Source organism: Anaerobacillus sp. ABD4_527, assembly GCF_056160805.1.
The window spans coordinates 2097436-2123183 of record NZ_JBSWXZ010000001.1 but is presented as its reverse complement, the minus strand read 5'-3'; the positions used below and the strand labels follow the sequence as shown (position 1 = coordinate 2123183).

At 38.9% G+C, this 25748-nt stretch carries 24 protein-coding genes; 16 read left to right on the top strand and 8 right to left on the bottom strand.

The genetic code is table 11. The annotated features are described in order from the left end of the window. Nucleotides 1-7 precede the first annotated feature (7 nt). The 7 genes from ACXAHI_RS10905 (at nucleotide 8) to ACXAHI_RS10875 (ending at nucleotide 7356) form a co-directional block, all read left to right on the top strand. Entirely contained in the window at nucleotides 8-1378 is a 1371-nt protein-coding gene (locus ACXAHI_RS10905) for a UDP-glucose dehydrogenase family protein (protein ID WP_474847694.1), read from the top strand. Then, complete coding sequence (locus tag ACXAHI_RS10900) at nucleotides 1359-2384, top strand: GDP-mannose 4,6-dehydratase (protein ID WP_474847692.1); 1026 nt, start codon at nucleotides 1359-1361, stop codon at nucleotides 2382-2384. The genes ACXAHI_RS10905 and ACXAHI_RS10900 overlap by 20 nt, the downstream gene beginning before the upstream one ends. A 22-nt stretch (nucleotides 2385-2406) precedes the next feature. Beyond that, nucleotides 2407-3417 (top strand): UDP-glucose 4-epimerase GalE, encoded by a 1011-nt coding sequence (gene galE, locus ACXAHI_RS10895; protein ID WP_474847690.1) that lies wholly within the window; start codon nucleotides 2407-2409, stop codon nucleotides 3415-3417. A 314-nt stretch (nucleotides 3418-3731) separates the two neighbouring features. Further along, nucleotides 3732-4184, top strand: coding sequence for a hypothetical protein (locus ACXAHI_RS10890; protein WP_474847688.1), 453 nt, complete (start codon nucleotides 3732-3734; stop codon nucleotides 4182-4184). Nucleotides 4185-4604: 420 nt separating this feature from the next. Further along, nucleotides 4605-6002 carry a TcaA NTF2-like domain-containing protein gene (locus ACXAHI_RS10885; protein ID WP_474847686.1) on the top strand — a complete coding sequence of 466 codons (1398 nt, stop codon included), beginning with the start codon at nucleotides 4605-4607 and terminating at the stop codon, nucleotides 6000-6002. A 30-nt stretch (nucleotides 6003-6032) separates the two neighbouring features. Next, a complete protein-coding gene (locus ACXAHI_RS10880; protein WP_474847684.1) occupies nucleotides 6033-6857 on the top strand; it encodes a zinc ribbon domain-containing protein in 825 nt (274 codons plus the stop codon). Nucleotides 6858-6978: 121 nt separating this feature from the next. Beyond that, nucleotides 6979-7356, top strand: a complete 378-nt coding sequence (locus tag ACXAHI_RS10875; RefSeq protein WP_474847683.1) for a hypothetical protein — start codon at nucleotides 6979-6981, stop codon at nucleotides 7354-7356. Between the two features lie 336 nt (nucleotides 7357-7692). Here the strand turns inward: ACXAHI_RS10875 and ACXAHI_RS10870 are convergent, their stop codons facing one another. The 3 genes from ACXAHI_RS10870 to ACXAHI_RS10860 form a co-directional block, all read right to left on the bottom strand. After that, entirely contained in the window at nucleotides 7693-9135 is a 1443-nt protein-coding gene (locus ACXAHI_RS10870; protein ID WP_474847681.1) for a hypothetical protein, read from the bottom strand. Between the two features lie 66 nt (nucleotides 9136-9201). Continuing rightward, nucleotides 9202-9600 carry a TM2 domain-containing protein gene (locus ACXAHI_RS10865; RefSeq protein ID WP_474847679.1) on the bottom strand — a complete coding sequence of 133 codons (399 nt, stop codon included), beginning with the start codon at nucleotides 9598-9600 and terminating at the stop codon, nucleotides 9202-9204. A gap of 11 nt (nucleotides 9601-9611) precedes the next feature. After that, a complete protein-coding gene (locus ACXAHI_RS10860; RefSeq protein WP_474847677.1) occupies nucleotides 9612-9932 on the bottom strand; it encodes a TM2 domain-containing protein in 321 nt (106 codons plus the stop codon). A gap of 438 nt (nucleotides 9933-10370) precedes the next feature. Between ACXAHI_RS10860 and ACXAHI_RS10855 the strand changes: the two genes are divergently transcribed. Further along, a complete protein-coding gene (locus tag ACXAHI_RS10855; RefSeq protein WP_474847675.1) occupies nucleotides 10371-10553 on the top strand; it encodes a hypothetical protein in 183 nt (60 codons plus the stop codon). 212 nt (nucleotides 10554-10765) lie between these two features. Here ACXAHI_RS10855 and ACXAHI_RS10850 read toward each other — a convergent pair whose 3' ends face one another. Further along, nucleotides 10766-12400, bottom strand: coding sequence for an L-lactate permease (locus ACXAHI_RS10850; RefSeq protein WP_474847673.1), 1635 nt, complete (start codon nucleotides 12398-12400; stop codon nucleotides 10766-10768). Between the two features lie 274 nt (nucleotides 12401-12674). Here ACXAHI_RS10850 and ACXAHI_RS10845 point away from each other — a divergent pair, with 274 nt between their 5' ends. Both ACXAHI_RS10845 and ACXAHI_RS10840 read left to right on the top strand, forming a co-directional pair. After that, a complete protein-coding gene (locus ACXAHI_RS10845) occupies nucleotides 12675-13385 on the top strand; it encodes an SRPBCC domain-containing protein (protein ID WP_474847671.1) in 711 nt (236 codons plus the stop codon). Between the two features lie 140 nt (nucleotides 13386-13525). After that, nucleotides 13526-13675: a hypothetical protein gene (locus tag ACXAHI_RS10840; protein ID WP_474847669.1), complete on the top strand. Its 150-nt coding sequence runs from the start codon at nucleotides 13526-13528 to the stop codon at nucleotides 13673-13675. Between the two features lie 134 nt (nucleotides 13676-13809). Here ACXAHI_RS10840 and ACXAHI_RS10835 read toward each other — a convergent pair whose 3' ends face one another. The 3 genes from ACXAHI_RS10835 to ACXAHI_RS10825 form a co-directional block, all read right to left on the bottom strand. After that, complete coding sequence (locus ACXAHI_RS10835) at nucleotides 13810-14820, bottom strand: CobW family GTP-binding protein (protein WP_474847667.1); 1011 nt, start codon at nucleotides 14818-14820, stop codon at nucleotides 13810-13812. Nucleotides 14821-14837: 17 nt separating this feature from the next. Then, nucleotides 14838-15176, bottom strand: coding sequence for a hypothetical protein (locus ACXAHI_RS10830; protein ID WP_474847666.1), 339 nt, complete (start codon nucleotides 15174-15176; stop codon nucleotides 14838-14840). A gap of 68 nt (nucleotides 15177-15244) precedes the next feature. Continuing rightward, entirely contained in the window at nucleotides 15245-16153 is a 909-nt protein-coding gene (locus ACXAHI_RS10825) for a polysaccharide deacetylase family protein (protein ID WP_474847664.1), read from the bottom strand. A gap of 284 nt (nucleotides 16154-16437) precedes the next feature. Between ACXAHI_RS10825 and ACXAHI_RS10820 the strand changes: the two genes are divergently transcribed. The 5 genes from ACXAHI_RS10820 (at nucleotide 16438) to ACXAHI_RS10800 (ending at nucleotide 22980) form a co-directional block, all read left to right on the top strand. Next, the gene (locus tag ACXAHI_RS10820; RefSeq protein WP_474847662.1) at nucleotides 16438-18126 is read left to right on the top strand and encodes a sigma-54 interaction domain-containing protein; all 1689 of its coding nucleotides are present in this window, start codon (nucleotides 16438-16440) and stop codon (nucleotides 18124-18126) included. Between the two features lie 196 nt (nucleotides 18127-18322). Beyond that, nucleotides 18323-19156, top strand: a complete 834-nt coding sequence (locus tag ACXAHI_RS10815) for a carbon-nitrogen hydrolase family protein (protein WP_474847660.1) — start codon at nucleotides 18323-18325, stop codon at nucleotides 19154-19156. A 108-nt stretch (nucleotides 19157-19264) separates the two neighbouring features. Further along, entirely contained in the window at nucleotides 19265-20713 is a 1449-nt protein-coding gene (locus tag ACXAHI_RS10810) for an NCS1 family transporter (protein WP_474847658.1), read from the top strand. 23 nt (nucleotides 20714-20736) lie between these two features. Beyond that, complete coding sequence (locus ACXAHI_RS10805; protein WP_474847656.1) at nucleotides 20737-21492, top strand: SDR family NAD(P)-dependent oxidoreductase; 756 nt, start codon at nucleotides 20737-20739, stop codon at nucleotides 21490-21492. A gap of 24 nt (nucleotides 21493-21516) precedes the next feature. Then, nucleotides 21517-22980 carry a sodium:solute symporter family protein gene (locus ACXAHI_RS10800; RefSeq protein ID WP_474847654.1) on the top strand — a complete coding sequence of 488 codons (1464 nt, stop codon included), beginning with the start codon at nucleotides 21517-21519 and terminating at the stop codon, nucleotides 22978-22980. 288 nt (nucleotides 22981-23268) lie between these two features. On the opposite strand, the gene ACXAHI_RS10795 is transcribed toward ACXAHI_RS10800, so the two are convergent. Beyond that, nucleotides 23269-24369, bottom strand: coding sequence for a S8 family peptidase (locus ACXAHI_RS10795; protein WP_474847652.1), 1101 nt, complete (start codon nucleotides 24367-24369; stop codon nucleotides 23269-23271). A gap of 457 nt (nucleotides 24370-24826) precedes the next feature. Here ACXAHI_RS10795 and ACXAHI_RS10790 point away from each other — a divergent pair, with 457 nt between their 5' ends. After that, nucleotides 24827-25540 carry a transposase gene (locus ACXAHI_RS10790; protein WP_474847650.1) on the top strand — a complete coding sequence of 238 codons (714 nt, stop codon included), beginning with the start codon at nucleotides 24827-24829 and terminating at the stop codon, nucleotides 25538-25540. Nucleotides 25541-25748: the final 208 nt, after the last annotated feature.

The following is a 25748-nucleotide window of genomic DNA, read 5'->3' as shown; positions in this document are numbered from 1 at the left end:
TAGAATTATGTATAAAATAGCAGTAGCAGGAACAGGCTATGTAGGCTTAGTGGCAGGTGTTTGTTTTGCTGAAGTTGGCCATCAGGTAACTTGTGTTGATATAGACGAAAAAAAAGTTGACATAATGAAGTCAGGAGTTTCTCCAATTCATGAGGCAGGATTAGAAGAGTTGATGAAAAAAAATTATGCTGTAGGTAGAATAGATTATACAACTGATTTCAAAACTGCCTATAAAGATGCAGATGCAATTTTCATAGGAGTTGGTACTCCTGAACAACCTGATGGATCAGCAAATTTATCATATATTGCAACTGTCGCTAGACAAATTGCTGAATCGGTAGAAAAAGATTGTTTAGTTGTTGTCAAATCGACAGTTCCAGTTGGGACTAATGATAAAGTGGAACAGTTTATTCAGGACTTTTTAATCAAAGATGTGAGAGTTGAAGTAGCATCAAATCCAGAATTCTTAGCACAAGGATCTGCCGTTCATGATACTCTTCAAGCAGAGAGAATCATTATTGGGACTGAAAGTAAATGGGCTGAGGAAATGTTAACGAAGATTTATCAACCGTTTCATTTACCAATTGTTTCAGTCAATAGGAGATCGGCAGAAATGATAAAATATGCCTCTAATGACTTCCTTGCATTAAAAATCTCTTATATGAACGACATAGCTAATCTTTGTGAATTGGTTGGTGCGGATATTCAGGATGTAGCTAAGGGAATGAGCTATGATGAGCGTATTGGAAGTAGGTTTTTAAATGCAGGGATTGGCTTTGGTGGATCATGCTTCCCTAAGGATACAAAAGCACTTGAATATATTGCTAAACAGAACGGTTATGAACTCAAAACAGTTAAAGCAGCTATTGATGTAAATAAAGAGCAGAAGACAATGCTTTATAAGAAAGCTAGTAAAAGACTTATTACATTTAATGGTCTTAAGGTTGCGGTGTTAGGATTAACTTTTAAACCTGGTACGGACGATTTAAGAGAGGCAGCATCTCTTGAGAATGTACCTTTATTATTAGAACAAGGTGCAGATATTTATGCATATGATCCAGTTGGGGCAGAAAACTATGCAAAAATTCATTCAGAAGGAAAGAATGGAAAAGGTAACATCACATATGTTTCCAGTCTCGAGCATGCTTTGGAAGGTGCAAATGTCTGCTTTGTCTTTACTGAGTGGGAAGAAGTAAAAGCAGTAACGCCCGAAACTTATAAGAAGTTAATGAGAACACCATTAGTATATGATGGTAGAAACATTTATAGTGTTGAGGATATGCAGGAAGTAGGAGTAGAGTATCACTCAATTGGAAGAAAATCCTCATCTAGACCAGCTGTTAAGGAGTCGAAGAATCTTGAATTACAAAACTCTTGATCCTAGTAAAGCATATCTAATCACTGGAGCAGCAGGTTTTATCGGATACTACTTATCTAAAAAACTACTAGAACAAGGTTGCCAGGTAATTGGTATTGATAGCGTTAATGACTATTATGATGTGAATCTTAAACATACTCGATTAGGGAACTTGGAACCTTATGAGATGTTTACTTTTATCAAAGGTGATATATCAGACAAGAATTTGATAATGCAGACGTTTGAAAAGTACAAGCCGAAAATTGTAGTAAACCTAGCTGCTCAGGCAGGTGTAAGGTATTCCATAGAGAATCCGGATGTCTATATTCAAAGTAACATTATAGGCTTTTATAATATCCTTGAAGCCTGCAGATATCACCCAGTGGAACATCTTATATATGCATCGTCTAGTTCTGTTTATGGAGCCAATAAAAAAGTTCCGTTTGAAGAAACAGATTTCGTTGATAACCCAGTTTCACTATACGCTTCTACTAAGAAATCAAATGAATTAATGGCTCATACATATAGCCATCTATATATGATTCCAGCAACAGGCCTTCGATTCTTTACGGTTTATGGTCCAATGGGACGACCTGATATGGCTTATTTTGGATTTGCAGATAAGTATTTTAATGGTGAGCCAATTAAGATCTTCAATAATGGTGATTTAGAGAATGATCTATACAGGGACTTTACTTATATTGATGACATCGTTGAGGGAATTGAACGATTATTAAGTAATCCTCCTGAAGGTGATGTTCAACATAAAGTTTTCAATATCGGAAACAACAGCCCTAAGAAATTGATGTTGTTCATTGAAACTTTAGAAAAAGCTTTAAGTAATGCTGTAGGTAGAGAGGTTCATTTCGAGAAAATCTTTGAACCAATTAAGCCAGGTGATGTACCAGCTACTTATGCTTCAACAGATCAATTACAGAAAGTTGTAGACTTCAAACCGAAAACTTCGATTGAAGAAGGGCTGCAGAAGTTTGCTAATTGGTATGTGGAATATTATGGGGAGAAGTAACTCATAGGACGGAGGAAGAACTATGAATATTCTTGTAACCGGAGGCGCAGGTTATATAGGGTCACATACATGTGTTGCTTTGCTTGAAGCAGGACATTCAGTAATAATATCTGATAACCTTTGTAATAGTAAACGTGAAACAGTTGAGAGAATTATAGATATTGCAGGTAAAGAAGTAACTTTTTTTGAGATTGATGTAACAGACGAACAAGCTGTTGATATTATCTTCAGAAATAATAAGCTCGATGGTGTTATTCATTTTGCTGGATTGAAGGCAGTAGGAGAATCAGTAGGCTTACCATTAACTTATTATTATAACAATATTGTAAGTACTATGGTTCTTGCAAAAGCTTGTCAAAAATATGATGTAAATCGATTTGTCTTTAGCTCTTCTGCAACTGTATACGGAGAAAATAAAGTTCCTTTTGTTGAAACTATGGGCCTTTTACCAACTACCAATCCGTATGGTGAAACGAAAGCAATGAGTGAGCGAATGCTAACTGACATAGCTCAAGCAAATCCGGAATTTTCAGTTGCACTTCTTCGATATTTTAATCCAGTCGGTGCCCATGAGAGTGGATTAATTGGTGAAGTACCTAATGGCATACCCAATAACTTAATGCCTTATGTCACTCAGGTTGCCAAAGGAAAACTTGAGAAACTACGAGTTTTTGGTAACGATTATCCAACAAAAGATGGTACGGGAGTAAGAGATTATATTCATGTGCTGGATCTAGCAGAAGGACATGTTGCGGCGTTAGAAAATCTTAAAGAAGGTGCCCATGTTTTTAATTTGGGAACTGGTCAAGGTACCAGCGTACTAGAGTTAGTGAAAGCTTTTGAAGAAGCTAATGGTATTGAAGTTCCTTATGAAATTGTAGAACGTAGACCTGGAGATATTGCTTCATGCTATGCTAATGTTTCAAAAGCAGAGAGGGAACTAGGCTGGACAGTAAAACGTGATATTATTTCTATGTGCAGAGATGCTTGGCGCTTTGAAAAGAATTATAAGGATTTTGTTGAATCTAAATAGATGATTGTCACCCGTTGAGTCCTATATGGCTTGGCGGGTCTTTTTGTGTTGGATTACTTTTACTAGTTGCGTTTATACAAAGAACCCTAAAGCTAACTACTTAGCTTAGCGGATTTATTTAGACAGGGGAATTTTTTATGATTAGAGATCTTTATAGCAAAGGGTGGTCAATAACTGTCTCACGAAACCTGCTTTGATGAAAGAGTCGTGTTTAAAATAAACAATATAGTCGGCTAAAAATATACAAAATCGTCGCCATAAATTTCTACAAACTTCATAATTAGATTGAATCCTAAGAGGAGGAGATTTGATTCATGAAGTTGAAGGGAGATTTTAGTGAGAAAAATGGAGTTTATCTTGACCTTAATGAATTTGAACAAGCATTCTTCATAGGGTGTTCAGAAGCATATTTGAAAAGTCATCTTGGGGAGGAAGACCAATATGCTAGTCTCGAAGACTACTATGTTCTAACATATGGAGATGTCGACTACACGCTGGCTCTACCAGAGGATTTAGTATCTGGAATTCGAGTTGGAGGAGAAACAGCGAGTCACTACTTCTCAAATTTCACTAACATCAGAGAGGTATTCAATCCAGATCCTGTTTACGCTTTGTATTACGAAGAGTTCGCCCAGGATGATTATGGATATACATTAGTAATGACTGGAGACAAACCTATTACATTCAGTTTTTATTCTGACAACGAAAGCGGAAGTCCACTTAGAGGCTTGAGCATTGAGTATGAATTTTATCACGATAATAGATAAATAATGAGCTCTTAAAATTACCTATTACATTAATAGAGGATTTACGTGATTCATTTGCAAATGCATCATCTGAAAAGTTCCATTAAAATCTTAAGGTATTCATATTGAATTTCAAAGCCCTTAATTAAACATTTGATTAAGGGCTTATTTCCGTTTAATAGAGGGTCGTAATTAAATAGAATTGATAGATACATTAGCAAAATCTACGAAATATCCTTCATATAAGAGTTGACTATTTATTTTTCAACGAATTTACTAAAAGATTCTTATATCCTACCGATATACTAGTGGTAGGGAATTATATGGGAAAAGGTAGTTCGAAAGACTCCGTAATCATTTCCTGTTTTAATAAGTTGATTGGAGGTTAATCTAGAGGTTTATCTTTATTAAAAGTAAGAGAAGTAGAGGAGGAAGAATCGATTGAATTTTTGTACCGAGTGTGGAAAAGCACTTAAAGAAAACCCTATGTTTTGCACAGAGTGCGGCACACCTCAAGAACAACAGAATTCACAAGCCACAGCAGAGGTAAGAGGAGTTCAAAAGAGACCTCTTTCACGCAAAAAGAAAATAGGGTTAATGGCAGGTGGTATCGGGATAGCCTGTTTGGTTATTGCCCATTTTATTATTACGTCGATCACGGACCCTGTAAACAAAGTACAGGCAATGGATCGTGCAATTAGTGAAGAGAATACTGAAGCATTTTTTAAGGAAATCACTCTTGATGAAACCGCACTAATAAATGAAGAACAATATTTAGAGTACATAAAAGAAACTGGTTGGGAAGAGATGCGATCACAGTTTGCTGAGATAGCAGGTTCTACTGATACTTTTGATACAACTGTTTGGGATGAGAGGGGTAATACCGTTTTTATTGTTAAGAAAACGGCATTCATTCCAGGACTTTATCATACATACGAATTTGATGCGATTCCAAACGAATTAGTTGTTAAAAGTAATATCCACCATGCTACGATAACAATTGATAAGCAATCGGCTGAGGTGAATGATTCGGAAGAAGGACAACCGTTCGCTACGGCCTATCCTGGGAAATTCGACATCGTCGGAAAAGCAAGCAGCCCTTTTGGAGACTATTCTTATAAAGATACGGTTAATGTTCGTACTCGTAATGATAAGGTTGTTTATTTTCCTTTAGAATTTGATATCTCTTATCGCTCTTATTACACGAATATCCCAGAAGCTACGCTATTCATCGATGGTGAAAGCACTAAGAAAACCCTATCTGATTTTGATGAACTCGGCCCTTTTCCCGGTGACCGAGATGTTGTGGTGCACGCGGAATGGAAAGATGATAACGGGAAGACTCACAAAACAGATGAAGTCACTCAAAATGACGTTTTCTGGGGTGGATTGAATTTAGAGTTTGACATTGAAGAGGATGCGGTTGTTGCCTCTACCACGGACAAAGTTGAAGAGTTGGAAGCAAATAGTGAAAGTGCTGAAGACCATGTCTTGAATTTCCGTGAAGCATATGAACAGGCATTAAACGCTCGAGATTATAGCCTTGTTTCTCCCTTCTTATTAAGTAAGAGTCCAGCTGATAAAGAACTTAAGAAATATATAGGGGATTTGCAGGACAAGGGGTATTCGTATGAGTTTACCGAAAATACGGTAACGGCATCAGAAGATCTCGGAGAAGGGATGTTCTTAGTTTCAACAAATGAAATCTTCATCTTTACAAATCATCTTAATGAACAAATACACTATGATCGGGAGAAAACGTACTACTTAAGTAAAAAAGATGAAGGATTTAGAATTACTGAGATCGTGATTAAAGATACAGATCGAAACGATCTTTAGAACAACAACAATAAAAGGATTGGTGATTGAATGTATTGTTCAAATTGTGGAGCAGTAAATGAAGAAAGTGCAAAGTTTTGTGGTGGATGTGGCAGTCAACTCAATGCTAATCACTCGAATGAAGGATCAGCTATTAATCAACAACAAGTCACTCAACAAATGACAGCTGCCACCGCTGCTACTCCAGCTCCCGCTAGTAACGAATACCTTGAAAAAGGAAAACAAATCAGCAAGAACTTTTTCTCTTTTGCACTTGGAGCATTTAAAGGACCAATGGCTGCTAGCCATAAGGTCACAGATTCAGATAAGCTAAACGGAATGATTGCTCTCTTATTATTTTCGTTTTTACTTCCATTCTTTTCATATTTATCGGCGAAAACCGCATCAAATGGCCTGAGTGACGCAACGTATGGTATGGCTAATGTTCCAGTGTCGTTTGGAGGGATGGTCATTCAGCCATTTATCTACATTCTTCTTTTCCTTGCTGTGTTTACATCTGTCAATTTCGGTGTAGCAAAATTAATGAAAGCCGAAGTATCATTTATGAACGTTATGACTCGCTTTGGTGTATTTATCACGATTCCGGCAGCACTATTACTAGTAGCGGTATTGTTCGCACTTATTTCTGCTAACTTCCTTAGTGCTTTGTTCTTCTTTATTGGACTGATTCTTTTTACAGTATCAAGTACTTCACTTCTCTTTTCTTTGAAAGAACAATCAAGTGGTGGCTTAGATGTTTATTACGGATTAATCATCACAAATGTCGTGATGGTCATCTTCTTTGCGATTGTGATCATGACAGTTATGGAAAGAATCATGAATCAAGTAGGAAGTATGTTTCCTTTTGGACTATAGAAATTTTAAGAATCTCTACTATTAATTAACAAGTAGTATAAACATCGCCATTCAGACAACTTAGTAAGGTTGGAGTATTTTAAAATCGTTAAGCATCAAGACTAAACAGAGGTGGTTTATTATGAAAAGTAAAGTAATGTTTGTTTTATTATTGGGATTATTAGGTATGTTGTTAACTGGATGTGGAGGTATTGATCAGTCATCCATGGAGAGTACTGCAAAGACTTTTGTACAAGCTGTAATTGATGGAGACGGAGAAGTATTAAATACAATCAACAAATCTGGAGAATGGGCATGGCCAACGGATTATGTCCTATCCGAACTCGGACCAGAATTTTCTGGTAGGTCATTAGATGAATTCACCTTTACTGTAAATGAAGAGCGTAGTTTGGTTATGTTTGAAAGTGAAGATGGAGAAATTAAACAGGCTGCGAGGTTTGAACCTGTCGGAGAAAAATATTACTTTATGGATATGAGTTCAACAAGGAGTTTTAAATAGTTTATTAGGTTAAAAACTCAAATTGACAGTATAAGACATAGGGAGGAAGGTTTTCCTCCCTATGTCTTTTTTATTGAAAGTTGCGAGAAGGCTTGATAAGTGTGAGTAAAGTGCTCTGTAGTAGAAAATTATCTTAATACTTTTTTTAGGTTAAATAGGTTTTAGCAAATGAATTAAGAAAAACCAGGAGGGTAATCATTCGGTTGTACCACCTGGTTTTCTTGTTTTATTCGTATAAAGTGAAGTTAAAATGAGCAGTTGTTGTTTTGTTACAACCAACTCGCATATTAAACAAACGTTTGATTGAATTAGGATCTAGAGTGGAGCTAGGTAGTTTTAATCAAAGTTTCCTTCTGGCCTCACCATCACAGCCTTTAACGGCATATCATTATCCCATGTGAACCCTTCTGTTTTAAAAACTAACCAGTTCTCCCCAGAATGATATATATGTAAAAGGTTATTTTGTTGCCAGTTTTCATAATTTTCGTCAGGCTCTCCAAACAATCGCTTTACCTCACCTAATGTATATGGAGTATTATTTTCATAAACATACTCGATGCCATAGACATAATCTTCTACGGAGTGTAAGAAAAATCTATAATTCTCGTGAAATTGAGTATCTGTCTCAAAGAATCCATACTCTAGCCCAGGATAGACAGATAACAACTCTTTTTCCGTTGTGTTCAACTTAATATCAATATCACCAAGGAAACCCTCTTTCGCTCTTGTTAATAAAGCCTTTTCAAGATTGATGTTGATCTCAGGAACAGTATCCCCTTCTTCAGAACGCGGAATCCCGGTAGTTTCTTCGCGTTCTTCATCTCGTGCTTGTTCCATAGATTTATTATTCCATATACCTTCTCCAAATGATCCCTTATCTAAAGGAAACCCGAAGATGTATTCCTCATCTTGAACCCATTTGTTAAACTTCCTTTCTATTCCATTTTCGAGAAATGGGAATCCAGTATCGTTATATGTACTTAATATAGAAGAGTCTGGAAAGAGGTCCAAGGTACGTATCTTCAAAATCGAACCATAATCATTGCCGTGAGGGGCACTGACCAATTGTAAACGCCCTTGGTCAATTTCTTTTACCTTACCCTCAGTTAATGCGAATGGTCTAGAGTGTTCTTTAGTGTCGGTAACAACTAAATGTTCAAGGACCCCATTTGTTATATGATAGAAGCTTGTCACACTACCACCATTCATATACTTAATACGATCATATGTATCAGCTTGTGTAAGAACGACTACTTGTTCTTCATCTGCTGTTACAATGTAAGCCCCTTTACCTCTTTCAAAAGCTAGTAGTGTTTCTTGATTACCTCCATATTTCTCTTCAAACAGCGGGATCTCAACATCTTGAGGAATGGCCCAACTTTGCTTGTTCTTTTGTAGTGCAAACTGATAATCCCCGGTTGCTATGTCCTTCGATTGAATGAAATCAGGAGTTTTAACTTCTTCTTCTGTGACAGGTCTTTCATTATTAGCATAAATGTATAACATGTATTCAATCCCATTGTCTACAATGGGTAATACATATAGACTCTTCTCTTCTAAAACCTCTAAAGCAATAGAGTTATCTGGTGCTTTTTCTTGTGATTCTCCTACTTGTTTGGTTTTTTCTTGTTCCTTTTGATTCTCTTCGTTTAACCTCTTATTTTCTTCAGTTCCCATTGATGCTTTTGCATCGACTTCCGTTGAAGCATTCTCATCATTACTACAAGCCGCAATAAAAAATATGAATGTTACAAACAGAATAGATAATATTTTTTTCATGGTGTCCCCCAAAGTTGTGATGGTTTATTCGTAAAGATAAATACATAAAAAAGGAGATGAGCATATTTATGCTCTCTCCTTTTCTTTAATTTCGTTAATAATACTCATTTCTATCTCATTGTTAAGTATTTCTACACGTTTATTAAGAAATAGTGCGTCAATCCAGCTCCAAACAACAGAGCCAATGAGCATCGAAAAGAATAAATATAAAAATATTTCTGCACCTTGTCCATTCAGACCACTAGTAAAAATAATAATGATTGCAATAAACGGAATGAACGTAGTGCTCAACATGATTGATGCATAGCCATAATTCTCGGTATAGAAACGATGAGCACCGAAGAAAGATAAGCCTGCCCATAATCCCCATGCTGCTTCTTTATTTTTTCGATTCTTCAGCAGTTCTGTTTCTAGAAAACCTAACTCTTCTAATGTTAGCGTCTTTTTGATTTTTCGGTTATACATCGAATATGGCCTTAAGAAGCAGAATTACGTTTAGCGCTAGAAATAACGCGAATTTCATCCAAAATTTCATTTTCAATTTGTTCATTAGTGTCTCTGATCATTCCGGATACAAGAAATAGATCAATTAATGTCCAAATACCAAGTCCACCCAATGTAAATAACATTGCAACTGCAGTTCCGGTTTTGCCCAAATAAAAACGGTGGGCGCCTAAACTACCTGCAAAGAACCACAACAACCATGTTGTGCCACTTGCTTTTTGTTTCTTTTGCATTTCGGAGTTAAGCATTTGTAGCTCCTCCGAAGTCAAACCTTGCTTCTGTAATAATGACAAAATAAAATCCCCCTATACTTTTAATAACTCATTAAGTATAGCTAAAATTTCGCTAATTAACACTCTTTTTTTGTGTTCAACCCCCATAAACTTTTAGTCATAATTCGACATGTTCCACAAAGAGGCAGTTCTCATGATTCTTGGGATACAAGACAAAGCTACTTTTTCAATTGAAGAAAGACATAGGAAATATCCAACTCTCAAGTCAATTAATCGATTCAGGACAAGTTAGTGATTCATCAAATGCATAAGTAACGAACTCTATTGTTTTTGATTTAGATTATGTTTTGTTAGTTATTGAAGCAGTTAGGATCAACCCCTAATTTTTTAAAATGGGTGATTAGAGCACTAGTAAATTATTTTAAGTACATCTCTTTACCTTTTGCATATCAATAATTAATATAGCGTCAGCTGAAAAAAATATAGAAGGAGAACTCATTGGCAAAAATTATCCCATTCCCGAAACCAAAGATAAAGCTAACTGAAGAAGAATCGAAAGAATATGAAGTTATTAAAAAAGAAATTGAAGGAATCAAGAGTTTGCGGGAATTATTCTATTGCAAAAGAAAAGTGAAGAAGTTTCTAAAGAAAGTGAATGGTCGAAACCAAAAAGGCTTATAAGGGTTAAACAAACGTTTGAATATATAAGTTTTTCAAAAGAAGCAATCCTAGTTTCTTAACAATAGCATGCATGAGAAAGGTTCTTCTGATTAAATTTTTTTTGCAAAAAGCTAGTGAAACATATCTCGAGCTACTCACTCAGTGAGTAGCTCAAATGTTTTATATACAAGAATTAGAATCAGTAGAACCGTTCCATTAATACTACTATGAACCTATAGAATCATAACCCACAAAAACCCCAGCACCCCTGAAGACACCGCATAAAAAAGCATCGGCCCAATCGTCATCCTGATAATCGTTCCTTCCTTTCCAACCATTCCAACCACAGACGCAGCAGCAACAACATTCAATACACAAATCATGTTACCGGCATTTGCTCCAAGAACCTGCAGAGACAGCACGAGCTGCTCGTTCATCTGTAGCTGGTCCGCGACACTGAATTGGAAGAGGGAGAACATCATGTTACTAAAGGTAGCACTTCCTGAGATAAATGATCCCAGTGCACCGATGAATGGCGCAACGAGAGGCCAGGCATTTCCAACGGAGTTCGCAACCATCGTAGCAAGTTCCATGGGCATACTCATTAAATCCGCACCGTTCACTTCTGAATTAATAAAGATCCGAACCATTGGTACAGCTGTACTTAACGCGATAACGGTTCCACCCATCGTTTTTAATGAGTCAATCATGGTAACTTTTACTGCTTCCATCGTCATTTTATGGATAACAATCGTAATGAGAATCACCACAATGAAAATGGAGCCTGGTAAGTAGAGCGGTTCAAATGAAGTGCTGATCTCTGTTCCAAGAATCTGTTGCCAACCAACATTTACTGACTTTAACCATCCCTTAATAGGTAAAATGTCTAACCGTGTTAAAACTAAGAAAATAGCTACTAGTAGGTAAGGCATCCATGCAAGCCAGAGTGGGAGGGGTGTTCTTTTATTCGGAGTACTAGTAGGTTTTTCAAAATCCCATGACTTATCAGGTAATAGAAACCCTCGTTTAGCCGCAGGTATGACGATCGCAAGCCCTAAGAGTCCTCCAATGATTGAAGGGAATTCAGGACCTAGTAAGCTTGCAACTGTGAAAGCTGGAAGTGTAAAACTTAGCCCAGCGAATAGCGCAAACTTCCAAATCGCCAACCCTTCTTTCCATGAACGATTTTTTCCGAAAAAACGTGTTAGCATCATGACGAGAATTAATGGAATGAAGGTACCTACGAATAAATCGATAAACACGGCGCTTTGCGTTACTGATTGCAAGTAGTCCCCCATTGATTGGTTGCCAAGTGTTGCTGCCACTTGATCAGCAATAGCAGGGCCCTGACGGAGACCCTGGTCAACTCCTACAATAATTGGCGTTCCAACAGCTCCAAATGATACGGGGCTACTATCTGCGATAAGTGCGAGTGCCACAGCAGCAAGCTGAGGGAAACCAAGGGCGACAAGGAGCGGAGCCCCAATGGCTGCAGGTGTCCCAAAACCAGCTGCACCTTCAATAAATGCCCCGAACAACCATGCAATAATGATGAGTTGTACCCTTCTATCTGTTGAAATTCCCATAAACCCAGTTCGGATCGCATCGAGGGCACCACTATTACGCAAGGTGTTCAATAACAAGATGGCACCAAATACGATCCAAAGAATAGATACTGATATGATTAGTCCTTCAATGGAAGCCGCTGCAATTTGTAGTAGAGGTATTTTCCATACGACATAAGAGAGGACAGCGGTCAGCAAGAAGCTAACCGGCATTGCTTTCGTTGCCGGAAGTTTCAAAAGAACGAGAAGAATAAATACAGCGAGTACAGGTGTTAAAGCGGTTAAAAGTTCTATAGCATTCATGTTCATCACCCTATTGTGTGTATAGTCGATTATGATAACTTACACATACTATAAAGATATAAGGAGAATTGTTATGTGATAAACCGCACATTCTTAATAGCCAATAGCGACAGGAATATCTTTTGAGCTCTCCCTATGAATGAAAGTAACGTGACATCAAATAAAGGAAATAGTGAATTATTATTGAATATAAGGTAGGGCACAAAAGTGGCTAAATAAAAGTCTTATTTTACTCACCTTAGAAGTGGGTGAGATTAAGCAGGGAGAAGAATGAATGAAAGAGTTAAGAGCATTTCAATATAATCACTTCATTTCAGCACCGATTGATCTTGTTTATGAATGTCTACATAAGGACAAGCATGTGCTGAAATGGAATACGATGATTGTGGAGCATATTTATGAGGGTTCTGAAGATGAAATCACGGCAGGCTCGACTTTTATTTCAAAACAGAAGCTAGGTAAGAAAATTTATACGTTCGATGCAGAAGTGCTTGTTCACGAACCTCCGTATAAAATTGCGATGAAAACCGTAACGAATGAAGGCACAAGCTTCACTCGCTATCAATTAGTAGAACGCGATAATGGAACAGAACTTTCTGTAGAAGCTAGCTTAATCCCTAAGAATGTCTATTATTCTATTGTTGGGAGATTAACTCTCTGGCTGAGTAAATTTGTATTTCTGGAACAATATGAAGCGTTTATTCAGTATGTGTATGATCAGCAGCAAAATGAAATTTATTATTTTGAAGAGGAATCAGGTCTAGAGCTGTTTGCTCAGGCTTATCTGAATGATGATAATCAATGGGATGTCTATTTTTCAGTAGTAGAAGAAAGTGAGGAGGTTGTGAAAAAGCTCCTCGAGATGGGATTTGAAGTGGATGATGATTTGGAACTCTATCTCTTCAAAGCGAATCATTATATGGATGCACAGGAGAAGTTTAGTAGGTGGGTGCAAGAGGTGTATTTACCATTAAAGTTGGGTTAGCGATTGTACCTTTCCTGATTTTTTTAAAAGTTCACGGGGGTGAGTCTGGGAAAATCTAGTAGTCGGTTCTAATTATTCACTTCCAAATAAATATTCCTTATAGATATATATATAGAAAACCAAGTGAAGTCAACCAAGGTATGATTATTCCCTCGGTTTTATTGATGGATCAGCAGAACCGTCTCGCCGATTCGCTGTTTAACAATGCTCCAAATACGATTGAAAGAATGGATGCTGAAATGGTTGGCCCTTCAACCAAAGTCGTAAGAGTTATTTTCCATACAGATTAAACCCTTAATCAAACGTTTGATTAAGGGCTTACTTCATGTTTCTATTAAACTTCTTATGTTTAGCTGGAATCTCTTAATGATCCTATACGTAAGCTGCTGCTTTTATTAATATAAATTTGAGAAAATAATGCTAACTAAACCACTCCCTCCACCTCAAACATCTCTACATCCGTTCCAAGTAACGTCTGAAAGCTCTTCAAGGATTTCTCAATCTTCTCAGGCTCTATCCCTCTTATAATAAATATGAGATGAGACAGCTTGTTCTCCTCTGGCCACTCTTCGAGGTGATCGGGTGGGTGGATGATATGTTGCACACCGTTTAAGACGATTGGGCCTGCCTCTCCTACATCGAGTAGCCCTTTTACACGCATAATGCGTTCCCCATTTGCATGCAAGAGAGCACTTAGCCACAGTCCAAATGCCGTCCAATCGAGGGGTCTTGCGAACGTAAAGGATATGGAGTGAATATCTGATGAATAATGACTGTTTTTTGCTTTTGATGGTTCGTTGAATGAATGCTGGGAAAAGTCCTTATTCCCGCCTTTGAGGATATCTATCTCTACCTCTCCATGGACAACCTCATATTGGACTGCAGAAGGATTTAATGTTTTTAATTCCTTTTTAAGGTGCTCCTTTTGCTTAGGAGAGCTGATATCGGTCTTCGTTAAAATGACTTTATCAGCGACGGTGACCTGTTTGACTAATTCTGGGTTATTTTTTAAATGCAGGTGCCCATTTCTTGCATCAACAGTTGCAATAACACAATCAATATAAAAATGGTGCTTTAAAAGCGGGTTTGTCAGTACGGTGAACAAAATAGGAGCTGGGTCAGCCATCCCGGTTGTTTCAATGATAACGCGATCGATGTCATCTACCTTATTCTTACCACTTAATAAGGCTTTAAGTTCGTTTTCTAAATCTTCGCGGTTATTACAGCAAATACACCCACCATCTAGAAGGATCGTCGATTCATCTGCTTTTCTAAGTAAATGGTGATCTAACCCGACTTTACCGAATTCGTTAACGATGACAGCCGTATGTTGTTGGAGAGATGGGTCTTTTAATAAGTTACGCAGCAACGTTGTTTTTCCGCTTCCGAGACAGCCGGTCACAACGGTAATCGGAGTTTTATGCTCATGATTCATGAAGTCCTCACCTCTTCTTATATAGAGTTTTCTTTTTGAAGCTGTTGAAGAAGGTATGGATCGAGCGGGTCGATGGGTTCGCCTATCATCTTTTCAGCGGTGGACCAAAGGGTACCGAGATCGTGAATAATCTCCTGATTTCCTTTTGGATCGCTTAAGAGAAATTTACTCCCATTCCAGTCTTCTAATTTTAAACGGTACGTGTGAAGTATTTTGTTGGTAAGTTCGGTGCGGTGGAGTCGAGTCCGTTGTCTCGTTCGCTGCTGGTTACCGACCACCATTTCATCAGAATGATTCGTTGATGCTAGGTCGGTCCAATGAACGTCCATAACGAATTCGCCACATAAAATACACATGTTAGTCCTCCTTATAAATGATAAAGGGAATCCACTCCTTATTAGGAGTGGATTTGCTGAATGAATTCTTATTTTTCGCTTGAAGTTGAGACTGTTGATTTAAAAGGATTCCGTTTTGCATAGTCGTCAGCAATTTCATCGAACGTAACCCATTTTACGCCTTCATGCTTGTTGATATGGTTGATGATCCGTTCATGCATTTTCAAAACTTGAGGACGACCACTCACATCAGGATGAATTGTCATCGTAAACGTCGCGTAATCCATGTTCTCATAAACCCAATCGAACTGGTCCAGCCACATTTCTTCAAGGTCACGAGGATTAACGAAACCGTGACTGTTTGGTGATTTCTTAATGAACATCATTGGAGGAAGATCATCGAGGTACCAGTTTGCAGGAATTTCGATCAAGCTCGTTTCTTCTCCGTGAGTCAATGGTTTCATCCACTCATCTGCAGGCTTTGAGTAATTGATCTTTGTCCAACTGTCTCCTACGCGGACATAATATGGAGTAAAGTCATTATGCATCAAGCTGTGATCGTATTTGATCCCATGCTTATGAAGAAGTTCATTCGTCACGTTGGAAAATTCCCACCAGGGGGCAACATATCCAGTTGGTTTCTTACCTGTTAGGTCTTCGATAAGGTCGAGCGACTTGAGTAAGACCGCTTCTTCCTGTTCAGGTGTCATCGCGATAGGATTCTCGTGAGAATACCCATGTGAACCGATTTCATGTCCTCTGTTATGAACGTCTTTCATCTGTTCAGGGAATGTTTCAATAGAGTGTCCTGGTATGAACCACGTTGTTTTTAGGTTATATTTATCGAACAGATCAAGTAATCGAGGTGCACCGATTTCCCCAGCGAATAAGCCTCGTGAAATATCATCAGGAGAATCCTCTCCACCATATGATCCTAACCATCCAGCAACCGCATCTACGTCTACACCATATGCTACTAGAATTTCTTTTTTCGCCACTACAATCACTCCTCTAATAAATTTATCCTTTTCACAAATATAGTAATGCAAGTACCATGCCAAACTTACTGGGTATGTAGTGAAACTAGCTTTAAAGCCTGTTATGAGTAAGGAAAAAATAATTTACGATAATTATATCAGAAATCTTAGAAAGTTCGGTTTACTAGTTTAAGAGGTTGTTATGCAGTAGGGAATACTATATTTGCAACGATGCATTGTTTCTGAATTTTCTAAAATGTATAATGGGTGTTAATAGGGATTATAGAGCAGGAGGGAAATGCTACTTGTCAAAAAAAGAGCTGCTAGATCGTCACTTATTTCAATCTATGCCATTTGGAATAGCTTACTTCGATCGTACCGAACATTGTCATTCTATTAATTCAGTGGTGCAGCCCCGAATATTTGAGATGGAAGCTGTTCGAATAAATGTACGCGAAGTATTGAAAGGAAAAGAGAAGTTAGGAATCAAATTTGAGGCAATTACGGATTCTTTTTATTTCGACTTTCTTCCTATAGAAGGAGAAACAGGAGAGGTAGACGGTGTGTTAGTGCTCGCTAGATCAATTAAGTGCTTTGGCGAGATAGGTGAAGAATATCAGTTGTACAAAGAAATGAGTATGGATTTAAAAGCTATATTCGATTCATCTTATGATGTTATTTATGTGTCTGATGGTGAAGGAAATACCCTTCGAGTTAGTTCAGCATGTAAAGAATTATGGGGGAAAGATCAGCAGGAGCTTATCGGAAAGAATGTGAACGAGCTTGAGGAAGAAGGGATCTATAAGCCTTCGATTACAAGGTTAGTTCTCGAACAGGGGAAAAAGATTTCAACCATCCAAACGACGAGAACTGGAAGACGCTTAATGGTGGTCGGCACCCCGATAAAAGGTAATGATGGTCATGTTGAAAGAGTTGTGAATGCTTCTAGAGATATTACAGAGGTTCATCAGTTGCAATCTGAAATCGATGAGTTGAAGCAGGTGATGAGCGGATATAAACAGGAGCTCATGGAGCTACGTAAGGAAAATAGTGAAAAGAAGCAGATCATTTACCAAAGCCAGAAAATGCAAGAAGTTACTGATTTATCTAGACGCGTGGCTCATGTAGATTCAACCGTTCTTATATTAGGGGAATCTGGTGTCGGTAAAGAAGTGATCGCAAACCTTATCCATCAATCAAGTCAGCGCATTGAAAAGCCATTCATAAAGATTAATTGTGGGGCTATCCCAGAAGCACTTCTTGAATCTGAACTGTTTGGTTACGAGAAGGGATCTTTCACAGGTGCACAAAAGAATGGAAAAATGGGTCTGTTTGAGTCCGCTAACGGAGGTACGCTGTTTCTAGATGAAATCGGAGAGCTAGCTCCTCCCTTGCAAGTAAAGCTTTTAAGAGTTTTGCAAGAACAAGAAGTTATGAGGATCGGTGGTACGAAGCCAATAAAGGTTAACGTGCGTATCTTAGCCGCAACGAACAAAGAATTAATCGATCACATAAAAGCAGGACATTTTCGGGAAGATTTATATTATCGTTTAAACGTTGTCCCAATCAGTATTCCTCCATTGAGAGGGAGACGAGAAGATATCTTGCCACTCGTCTTTCATTTTATGGAATATTATAACCAAAAATATGTGTCTAACAAATCATTTTCTTCAAGGGTACTCGAACGATTGGAGCAACACGACTGGCCTGGAAATGTACGTGAACTACAAAATATAGTAGAGAGGCTTATCGTAATCTCGGATGAAACTGAAGTGTCGGAACGATTCTTACCTGAAGTTTTTGCTCAGCGGAAGGAAGTTGACGAAAAAATACAGGTGCTCGATATTATGCCTCTGAAAGACTGTGTGGAACAAGCAGAAACACAACTTTTGAAATTGGCTAAAGAGAGATTTAAAACGACTGTAGAAATTTCAAAGGTATTAGGAGTGAATCAATCAACGATCAGTAGAAAACTAAATAAAATTGGATCTTAAAGCCATAAGGTGTGCCACACCCTATGGCTTTTTGTAATGGATAAGCTTTTATGCATTATTGCACAATCTATGCAGTAATACATAAATCTAGTGTTGTTTTTATTATGAACACTTTGATATTACCGACAAACTATAGGGAGTTAAACTTGGCACGATCCTTGCATTAATTTATAGACAAGGAGAAAGGAGGATGAAGTTGAACAAAGTAAATTTACTTACAGTTGCAGCAATCCAGATGAACTGCGCTATTGCTGACAAACATCAGAATTATGCCCATGCTAGTAGGTTGATTGATGAAGCAATCCATGAAGGAGCTAGCTTGATTATCGTTCCAGAACTGTTTAATACGGGATACAGAGTCGAAGAGAGAGATGTTGAGCTAGCTGAAACCATTCCTGGCGAAACCACAGAGTGGATGGTAAACATCTCGAAGGAACGTGGAGTTACGCTCGTTGGTTGTATCCTTGAACGAGATGAAACGCGAGGAATAGTATACGATTCCGCCATTGTAACCAATGAAACTGGAATTGTAGGAAAGTATCGAAAAACCCATTTATGGGATCAAGAGAATACTAGATTCGCAAAAGGAGACGATCTTCCAGTCTTCGATCTTGAATGGGGTAAGCTCGGAATTCAAATTTGTTATGAAGTTGGATATCCAGATACTTCACGGATACTTGCTCTAAAAGGAGCGGATCTCATCGTTTATCCTTCAGCCTTTGGGAAAGCAAGACTCTATGCATGGGATATTGCTACTCGTTCCCGTGCGCTAGAAAATGGGTGCTATGTGATTGCGGCAAACCGGACCGGACTCGAGAAAAAAGAGACAGAGTTCGGAGGACATAGCAGGATTGTGAATCCAAAAGGCGAGGTTATCAAAGAGGCTGAGCGGGAAAACGAAGTGATCGTAAGTTCAATCGAATTAAATGAAGTCACGAAGCAAAGACGGTCGATTCCATATTTACGAGATTTAAACAAAGGTCTAATTGTAAAAGAGTTAGAGAAGATGACGTATAAATCGTTCACCTAAAATGTTGTTTATGGGATTGAAATCAAATGACAGGAAGGGAATGTGAATTTGGTTTCAATCATTTTTTACAGGTAATTGACTGAATATTATAACAAAGGGTGGTCTAACTTGAAAAAAAATACTTTGGTTTCAAAGGATATTATTCCGACGCATTCGAGGCATAGGGTGATCTCGGGTTTTGGTTTCTTTAACATTTGGGTTGGAATGGCAGTCATCATCGCGACTTTCCAAATTGGAGCAAATGGAATTGATTCAATGTCATTGTGGACAGTAGCTGGAGCAATTTTACTTGCAAATATTGTAATAGCAATCGTTGGAAGTTTAAGTGGAGATATCGGGATTGAACATGGTTTGTCATTTGCCGCCTATATGAGGGCTCCGTTTGGTAATGTCGGCGTGCATATTCCAGCAGTTAGCCGGGGGATTGTTGCTGCAATCTGGTTTGGGATTCAAACCTATCTTGGAGCGACGGCTATTAATTACATTGTAAATAGCTTAACAGGTTTTGATTCTTGGATGGTATGGTATTTTGTTTTCGCAATCGTACAAATCATTAATACAGCTTTAGGGATCAAAGCAGTCGATCGATTTGCAATCGTGGCTGCGCCTTCGATCATATTAATCTCGATTTGGATCTTTATGGATATGGTAGGGTTAGCTGCAGATCAAGGAACGAACGTATTCACTTATGAAGGAACGGGTCAAACGACAACATGGTTTCTCGTAATGGTAGCGAATATGGGGTTCTGGTCGGCTCTCGCCGTTGATATACCAAATATAACCCGATATGTAAAAGCTCCATTGAATGAACGGAATTGGTTCAAACGCAATCGTAATAATTATTTACCACATATAATAGCTCTTCCGCTCGTCCAAACCTTTATGGGAGTAATCGGAGCAGTTAGTATACTCGGCACAGGTTTATGGAATCCAATTGATGTGATTCAAGAAACAGCGACAGGATGGATCATGGTTATCTTACTTGTGATGGTTGTGCTTGCACAATGGTCCACAAACTCAGCTGCGAACCTCATTCCAGCATCCCTTACCTTCGTAAATGCAGGTGCGAAATTCAACTTATCTTATGGTGTTGGAATCGCGCTAGCTGGAATCGTAGGTACGCTATTTCAACCATGGGCGATTCTTAATCAGCTGTTTACGTTCCTTGGCTATTATGGAGCAATCTTATCATCAGTCGCTGGAATAATTATTTGTGATTATTACATCATCCGCAAAAGACGTTTGAATGTTAAAGCCCTCTATCAACCATCAGGTCAGTTTAAGTTTGATGCCGGGGTAAACTGGGCGGGTATGATTTCTTGGATTATCTCCGGTGGGCTTGCCATTTATTTTATCGACTATATGTATATCATTGGTTTTCCGCTAGGTATTGCCTCTTATTATTTGCTAATGAAGTTTTGGTATATGAAAAAGCACCCTCAACAAGAGGTGAGCTCTAATTATTCAGATGAGTTCTTAGGAACGACGGTGGGACGAGACTGGAAGATTACAGAGAAACATGATGCTGCAGAAGAGGTGGCTGCTACAAAACAATAGGAAATGAAAAAGGAGAGTAGGTTATGAGAAAGCTAGAAAATCGAACAGCTTTAATTACTGGAGCTGCAAGTGGTATAGGGAGAGCGATCGCCAAGGCTTATGCTGTGGAAGGGGCAAGCATTGCCATCAATTATTATGACAGGGAAGAAGATGCCGTCGCGCTTCAGAATGAAATGGAGCATGATTGGAACACAAAAACGATTCTAGTTAAAGCAGATATCAGTGACGAAAAGCAAGTAGAAGAAATGGTAACGAAGGTAAAAGGTAGATTTGGAAGGATTGATATCTTAGTGAATAGTGCTGGGATTCTAACACAAAAGCGGATGGAGGAAATGGATGTTGAGTTATGGGATACCATGATCAACATTAATTTACGCGGACCTTTTCTATGTACGAGGTCCGTACTACCTCATATGATCGATCAGAACTTTGGAAGGGTCATCAACATTTCCTCGCAACTCGGTCAGATTGGAGGAGTCGAACTCTGCCACTATAGTGCTGCGAAGGCTGGGATCATCGGGATGACTAAGTCCCTTGCGAGAGAAGTCGGTCGTTATGGAATAACAGTTAATTGCATTGCGCCAGGTCCAATCGAGACGGATTTAATAAATGGACTAGATGAAAAATGGAAATTACAAAAGGAAGCAGAGTTAGCGATTCCAAGGTTCGGGAAGCCAGAAGAGGTCGCTCCAACTGCGGTATTGCTGGCATCTGAACCGGACGGCAACCTTTATACAGGGCAAACGTTGGGACCGAATTCTGGAGATGTCATGCTTTAAAGAAAATAGGAAAGGGTGAGGGATATGGAAGTATTTCCGGCCTCTTGGGCATGGGCGATTATAATTGTGACGGGTATTATTATGTTTGGAAGCTCATGGTGGATCTATTCGAAATCAAAAGTGAACGATGGAGAAACGTTCATGGTCGCGAGCAGAGGAGTGAAATGGGGACTGATTGCAGCTTCTATTGCTGCTACAGAGCTGTGGGCGGGTTCGTTACTAGCTGCAGCTGAGGGTACATACACATGGGGTGTGGCGGGATTATGGATGTACTGGTTGCCAACTCCAATAAGTTTTACCATTTTTGCGTTCATCGCTGCTAGAGTACGAAAGTTAACGCCTACTGGTGTGACGATTGGTTCTTTTGCGAAGCAAAGGTTTGGGAAGGCAGGACATTTGGTGTTTACGTTGATTGCCCTCTGGATCATGGCATTATTTACGATGCTTCAAATCATCGGAGGAGCGGCATTCTTTAGCGGTATGTTTGAAATCAGTTATACAACGACCGCGATCGTACTCGCAGCCATCTTCCTTGGCTTCTATTTAATAGCTGGTCTTTGGTCTTCCTTAATCACAAGCTTCATTCAGTATTTTGTTGTTGTTGTTATCTTACTTGGACTCGTACCGATCGTTTTCTATCAGCTTGGTGGACCGGGGGAAATCTATGATATGGCTGTTTCGAACCTTAGTAATAGTGAGCCTGAGAAGCTCGACTTTTTTAGAATGGATGCGATCACAAGCTTCTTCCTCGTTCAGTTTTTCTCATTTGGTGCAATTGCCACACTATCGAATTATGCCTGGCAACGGGCGTTTGCAGTTGAGGAAAACGGAGTGAAAAAAGGGTTGATCTGGGGTGGATGGAGCTGGGCTCCGTTAGCAATGGTTAGTTCTCTCGTTGGAGTCGTTGGACTAGCTATCGGCTTAAACCTTGATTACCCGACCGATGTGTTTCCGAGAGTTATCGCTGAAGTCCTGTCTACTCCATTCACCATCTTTCTGGCAGTATCTGTTCTCTTTGCCATTTATTCAACAGGGTCAGCTTATCTAGGGGGAATGAGTTCGCTCGTAACAAGTGATTTATACGAAGAATACTTCAATAAGAAAGCGACAAAAAAGCAGTCCCTTCAGTTTGTAAGACTTTCTTCTATCGTCATAGCAATCATCATTACCATTGCAACGATTCTACTTCAAAAAGTATCGCTACTTACAGCCATCTTAACGGCAGGTGCGTTTGTCGGTGCGCCGTTCTTCCCTATTGTGCTCGGACTTTGGTGGAAGAAGACAAGTGCCTCAGCCGTTGTTACAGCCATCACAGTCTCCGTCATCATGGTTACGATATTTTTATTAACGAATGTTGTGCCTCAATGGATCGCTTATTTAACTTGCATTCTAACTTCACTCGTTCTCACGATTATTATTTCATTCATTAAGCCTGATAACTTCGACTTCTCTAAACTTGAAGTAGGTTCGCATAAGGAGGGCATATAAATGAGGGAATTCTTTATTTTTTTCACCTACTTATCTTTTTCAAGCCTTGCCCTAACGTGCATCGTCATCACCTATCAGATTGTTAAACACGGCGTAGGAAAAACGAATAGTGGCAAATCAAATGTGGATATGAATAGAGGGGATAGGATGAATGATAAGGGGAGATCTATTTAGGGACATAGGGACAGTGAACCTGTCCCCACGTCCCACCAAGACAAAACAGTGAGGCTCAATGGCCCTCACTGTTTTAATTTTGGTTGGGTATCAACTAGAACGCTACCGCCGTATCTACCCTTTTATTTTCAACAAAGCAGTATACGTATTAATACGCCCTCTTTCATATAGAGAACCTGTCCCATTCAATGGAACAGTTGTTGTCTCAATCGCATTTTGAACGTTGTTCACGCTCGGATCAAGAGAAAGCATCAACGCTGCTAAGCCAGCTACAAATGGTGAAGCCATTGATGTACCTGATAACGTACCGTAGTTGGTTTGACCTGTTGCATTCTCGTACGTTGGAAGAGTAGATAGAATATCGACCCCTGGGGCGGCAACATCTACCCAGGATGAGCCGTAATTTGAGAACGATGCTTTCGTGTCGTCTCGGTTTAAAGCTGCAACGCTAAGGCAATGTGGATGTGCGGCTGGGTAGAAGAGGTCGTCTGAATTATTATTTCCGGCAGCAGCCACTACCAGCACTCCTTTGTCTTTCGCGTATTGTATTGCATCTTGAAGCGTTGTGCTGAAGAAAGTACCGCCGAGGCTCATATTGATGACTTTTGCTCCATTATCTGTTGCATAAACAACCCCTTGAGCAACATCGCTGTATGCTCCACTTCCGTTATCATCTAATACCTTCACATTTATGATTCTTGGATTAATGGCCAGTCCCGCAACACCAAGGTCATTTTTCGTGGTAGCAGCTGCAATTCCTGCTACGTGCGTTCCGTGACCTTGTAAGTCTTCATACGTTGAAGAATTTGAGAAGTTCTTGCTTAATACAATTTTGTCCACTAAATCAGGATGATTTGTTTGAACACCAGTATCTAAAATTGCGATATTCACAAATATTGATCCACGTGTAACGTTCCATCCTCTTATTGAGTTTATCTTTAGAAGTCCCCACTGGTTAGGTAAAAGAGGATCATTCGGTGTCAACTGGGTCGCTAAGATGCCATCATACTCGGTATAGTCAACTCCAGAAAAGTTAGAGAGAATTGTCATCTTTATATTCAAAAGAAGGGGATCAACTCCTACCGTGTAGACGTTCAGTACAGGTATCTCATCTATAAGAGTAAGTCCACCCACTTGTTGAATAATCTCCAAAGCACGTCGCCTTGAAACCCCAGGGATAAATCGAACGATAAATCGATCTGGAAAGTAGTTCAATGAAGTAACACCTCCTATCATTGTAAGGCATTACTAGTTTATTAATAGAATTACTTGATGATTGGGGGAAGGTACAAAATAGCTAAAAATGGGGGGAGGGGACATGGGGACAGGTTCCTCGTCCCACTTAAACATCGTCTACTATGGAGTGATCCTGTGGACGGAGGGACACTGTACCTGTCCCTCCGTCCCCGTCCATCCTGCAGGATTTTCTTCGTTGCTGTTTAATTTTATAGGAGTACAACATATGAAATACACAAAAGCCCACTGTCTTCCGCTCTTTCTAATATTCACCCCTATCCCATCCATAGCTACTTTGTTTAACTCCCCATCTTCTTTTTATTCTATTTCTTTCCCTAGAATGGTAATAAAACGAACCTAACGTTACAGAAAAAGAGGTGACCCTAATCTGGTTAGAAAAGCGAGAACGAAAAGCATTACTGGTGTTTATCATATTGTGTTTAGAGGTGTTAACCGTCAAACGATCTTTGAAGATGATCGTGACAAAGAGCGGTTTTTAGTTGCCCTTGCCAGGTATAAACAGAAAAGTGGCATTGAACTTTACGCGTACTGTTTGATGGATAATCATGTTCACCTGTTGGTGAAGGAGACAGAAGAGAGCATCTCAACTTTTATGAAGAGACTGAGCTCAAGTTATGTGTATTGGTACAATACGAAATACGAGAGGTGTGGTCATTTATTTCAGGAAAGGTTTAATAGTGAGAATGTTGAAAGTGATGCGTACTTTAAAACAGTACTGAGGTATATTCACCAGAATCCTCTCAACGCACATTTAGTTAAAAGTGTGTGGGACAGTAAGTGGACAAGCATACATGAATATTTGAACAGATCAAACTTAGTCAATATTGAAAAAGGGTTAGATTTATTTTCTACTGATAGATGTTTAGCTCGTCAGCAGTTTATCCTATTCATGCAGGAGTTACGTGAAGATCAATGCTTGGATGTGAACGAAGTCGTGAAGTTTTCAGATGATCAAGTAAGAGAGTACCTACGTTCTAGTGGCATTATAAGTAATAGTGTACTTCAGAAAATGGATAAAGAAGAACGGAATGTTGTGTTAGCTAAAGTGAAAAGAATCGAAGGGATTTCTATTCGTCAGATATCTAGAGTGACTGGAATTTCTAAAAGTGTAATTGGTCGATTAAAGTAAACAGTTGGTCGGATCCCGTCTAGCAAAATTATTCTTCTTTTGTTATCCACGTTTCATCCTTGAATATCCCCCCATTTCATTACTTCACAAGTACCCAAAACTTATAGACTTCTTGTCTCATGTCCCATCCATATACGGATTGTTGTATCTTTCAATAAAACATTAAAAATATAAGCAGTACAGAGAGGGAAAGTTCAATATTATTAAA